Source organism: Micromonospora sp. M42 (genome assembly GCF_000568915.1).
Classification (GTDB): domain Bacteria; phylum Actinomycetota; class Actinomycetes; order Mycobacteriales; family Micromonosporaceae; genus Micromonospora; species Micromonospora chalcea.
Genome location: NZ_KK037233.1, coordinates 539314 through 543009 on the forward strand (window position 1 = coordinate 539314; position 3696 = coordinate 543009).

Genomic DNA, 3696 nt, shown 5'->3' on the forward strand with positions numbered 1-3696 from the left:
TCTGGCTCTGGCTGCGGCGCTTCAACATCGCCCCGCACGAACGCGAGGAGGTGGGCGTGGCCGGCATGGCGCTCGCCCTGTTCGCCGGGCCGGTCTACGTGGCCGCGGCGGCCGGCGCGCTGCTGCGCCGCCGGCTCGGCTTCGTGGTGACCGCCAAGGGGGCGCTGCGCACTGTGGAGTCCCTGCGCACGTTCCGGCTGCATCTGTGCTGGGCGCTGGCGGCGGCCGGGCTGCTCGCGGCGAGCTTCGCGCTCGGCCACGACTATCCGCTGCTGCGGATCTGGCCGGCGCTGACGCTGCTGACCGGGCTCGCGCCACCGCTGATCGCCTGGGTGGAGGGCCTGCGGGACCGCCGGCGCCGGTCGGCGGAGGCGGCGTGGAAGCAGCCGGCGGCTGAGGGCGGTGTCCCGTGCTGAGGCCGACCGCGCCCCGGGTGGGCCTCGCGCTGGCCGGGTTGCTGCTGCTCGCGTACGCCTTCGTGGTGGCGCCCGGAGCGTGGCGCGACCCGGGCACGGGCGCATCGGCGCACGGGCGCGTCCCGGCGACGCCGCAGGCGAGCGCCGGCGCGCCGGGCGGCCTGTTCCCCCCGGCCGGGCAGGCGTTCTTCGGGGTGATGACCGACAAGGGACCGCACGACTTCGCGCCGGTCGACCGGTTCGTCGAGGCGGCCGGGCGGGCGCCGCAGGTGATGCTCTTCGGCGCCGACTGGGCGTCGGCCGAGTTCGACCGGAGCCTGTTCGACCGGATCGCCGAGCGGGGCATGATGCCCATGCTCGGCTGGGAGCCGTGGGACCACACGGTCGACCTGGCGGCCCGGCGTACCGGCCTGGCGGTCCGGCAGATCGATCGGCTCCGGGCCACCCAGCCGGACTACCGGCTGGACCGGATCGCGCGCGGCGACTTCGACGCCTACCTGCGGTCCTGGGCCGAGGGGGTCCGGTCGCTCGGCTACCCGGTCGCGATCCGCTTCGCGCACGAGATGAACGGCGACTGGTATCCGTGGTGCGAGCGGGCCAACGGCAACCGCCCCGGCGACTACGTGCGGGCCTGGCGGCACGTGCACGACCTCTTCGCCCGGGCCGGCGCCACGAACGTCACCTGGGTGTGGAGCCCGAACGCCCGCTGGGACAAGACGACTGCCGGGCTGACCGGGCTCTACCCGGGTGACGACTACGTCGACTGGGTCGGCGTCACCGGCTACTACGGCACCGGCGCGTTCACCAAGACGTACTGGTCGTTCGACCAGATCTTCGGCCCGACCATCGCCGAGATCCGCAAGGTCACCCGCAGGCCGCTGGTGGTCACCGAGACCGGCGCCGCCGACACCGCCGGACGCAAGGCCCGGTGGATCCGGGAGACGTTCGGCTCCCTGCCCCGGTACCCGGACCTGATCGGGCTGATCTGGTTCGAGGTGGACAAGGAGCAGGACTGGCGCATCGCCGGGTCACCCGCCGCGGCGACCGCGTTCGCCGAGGCGGTGGGCGGCGCGCGCTACGACGTGACCTGGTCGGCGACATCGAGGCCGCGCGCCGGGCCCTGACCCACCCTCCATGTCGGACGGTGCCGCTACTCTCCACGATCATGGATGAGAGAGAGCAGTTCCGGCGGGGCGGCAATCGCGCAGGGCGTGCCCGAGGGCGAGGTGGCCCGCTTCGCGGAGCTGATCCGGTTCCGTCGATCCACGCCTGCCGCCTGAGACCGCGTGCACGCGACGCCGGGCGACGACGCGCTGCGATGGCGTGCGTGTCAACGTGCCGAGGGCTCTCCGTGCGTCTTGCTCCGCTCGACTGCGGCGAGCGCTGCCCCGAGTGCCGACTCGCCTGCGGCCGACGCACGCTGCTGTTCTTCCTCGACCAGGAGGGCGCACAGGACGTCTGCGGCATCGAGAACGAGAAGGCGTACGCGCGGGTCGTGTACGTCCCGGCCGGCGCCGAGACGGTGGACGGTGTGGACGTCCTACCCGCCGGGACCGACCTGGGCCGTTTCCTCGCCCCCGAGCACGAGATGTACGCCGGGCTCCAGGCGGAACTGCCGGACTGGCTGGACCGCTCGGAGGAGTGGCTGTGCGACACCCAGATCAAGCTGCTGCGCGACCTGCCGCACCGCAAGGAGATGGGCGCGCTGCTCGAGCAGCTCTGGCCGGAGCGGGACGGGTGGATTCAGCACGACGTCTTCGTCGGCGGCTACACCATCTCGGCGCAGGATCCGCCCGAGACGTTCATGACGGACCGGGAGCGGATGCAGCAGGCGAGCTCCCTGCCCCGCGCGGAGCGGCTGGTGGCTCAGTACGAGGAAGAACAGCGGGTGGTGCGCGAGTGGGTGCCGCTGGCCCAGTTCGGCGTACCGGACGAGGAGTACGTCAACGCGCGGTTCCTGATCCGCCACGACGACCTCGCCGCCGGGCGGTTCGACGGGGTGCTGTCCTTCTGCGAGTTCACCGAGTGACAGCCGGGCCGGTTCAGCGTGCGGACCGCCCGCAGTGCCGCCTCCGCGTCCTGCCCGCCGCCCGCGCGGACCGGTGATTTCGCCGATGCGCGCCGCGCCGAAGGCATCGATGCTGACCCATGTCGATGTAATTCCGGCGCAAGGAGTGACCGACGTGCCCACCACCATCCGTTCCCGTACCCCCGTCCGTGCCCTGGCCCGGTTCGCCGTGGCGGCGCTGCTCGCCACCGGCGGCGCGCTCGCCGCCCCGGTCGCGGCGAGCGCCGCCAGCCCCTACGAGCGCGGCCCGGCGCCCACCAGCGCCATCCTGGAGGCCAGCCGCGGCCCGTTCGCCACCTCGTCGATCAACGTCTCCTCGCTGAGCGTGACCGGCTTCGGCGGCGGCGTCATCTACTACCCGACCAGCACCGCCGAGGGCACCTTCGGCGCGGTCGCCATCTCGCCCGGCTACACCGCCTCCTGGTCCAGCCTGAGCTGGCTCGGCCCTCGGATCGCCTCACACGGCTTCGTGGTGATCGGCATCGAGACCAACACCCGGCTGGACCAGCCGGCCAGCCGGGGCCGGCAGCTCCTGGCCGCGCTGGACTACCTGACCGAGCGCAGCTCGGTGCGCGGCCGGATCGACTCGTCCCGGCTCGCGGTGGCCGGTCACTCGATGGGCGGCGGCGGCAGCCTGGAGGCCGCGGCGGCGCGGCCGTCGCTGCAGGCCGCCGTTCCGCTGGCGCCGTGGAACCTGGACAAGACCTGGTCCGATGTACGGGTGCCGACGCTCATCATCGGCGGCGAGACCGACAGCGTCGCGCCGGTGGCGACCCACTCGATCCCGTTCTACAACAGCATCCCGGCGTCCTCGGAGAAGGCGTACCTGGAGCTGGACGGCGCGAGCCACTTCTTCCCGCAGACGACGAACACGCCGACGGCGAAGCAGATGGTGGCCTGGCTGAAGCGGTTCGTCGACGACGACACCCGCTACGAGCAGTTCCTCTGCCCCGGTCCGAGCGGGTCGGCGATCCAGGAGTACCGCAACACCTGCCCCAGCGCCTGAGCCCGTCCGCTGCCGGGGTGGTCGTCGCGACGACCACCCCGGCAGCATGTCCGCCTCTTTTCCGACGGGTTGCCCATCTGTGACACTGCATGCATGCTTTCTGCATCGACAGTGCATATTGCTCTGCGGGGCCGGGACGACGAGTGCGACGCGATCCGCCGGCTCCTCGACCGGGACTCCGGCGGCGCGCTGCTGTTCCACGGGCC

General features: G+C 72.7%; 3 protein-coding genes and 1 pseudogene. All 4 read left to right on the forward strand.

Annotated elements, in window-relative coordinates:
• Positions 1-416 (forward strand): annotated as a pseudogene (locus MCBG_RS02015) (glycosyl transferase family 2); the annotation flags it as partial.
• The gene (locus MCBG_RS02020; protein ID WP_043323419.1) at positions 410-1540 is read left to right on the forward strand and encodes a glycoside hydrolase family 26 protein; all 1131 of its coding nucleotides are present in this window, start codon (positions 410-412) and stop codon (positions 1538-1540) included. The pseudogene MCBG_RS02015 and the gene MCBG_RS02020, both read left to right, overlap by 7 nt.
• 227 nt (positions 1541-1767) lie before the next feature.
• Positions 1768-2445 (forward strand): DUF1963 domain-containing protein, encoded by a 678-nt coding sequence (locus MCBG_RS33505; RefSeq protein WP_223201005.1) that lies wholly within the window; start codon positions 1768-1770, stop codon positions 2443-2445.
• Between the two features lie 154 nt (positions 2446-2599).
• Entirely contained in the window at positions 2600-3490 is an 891-nt protein-coding gene (locus MCBG_RS02030; protein WP_043330042.1) for an alpha/beta hydrolase family protein, read from the forward strand.
• Positions 3491-3696 lie beyond the last annotated feature (206 nt).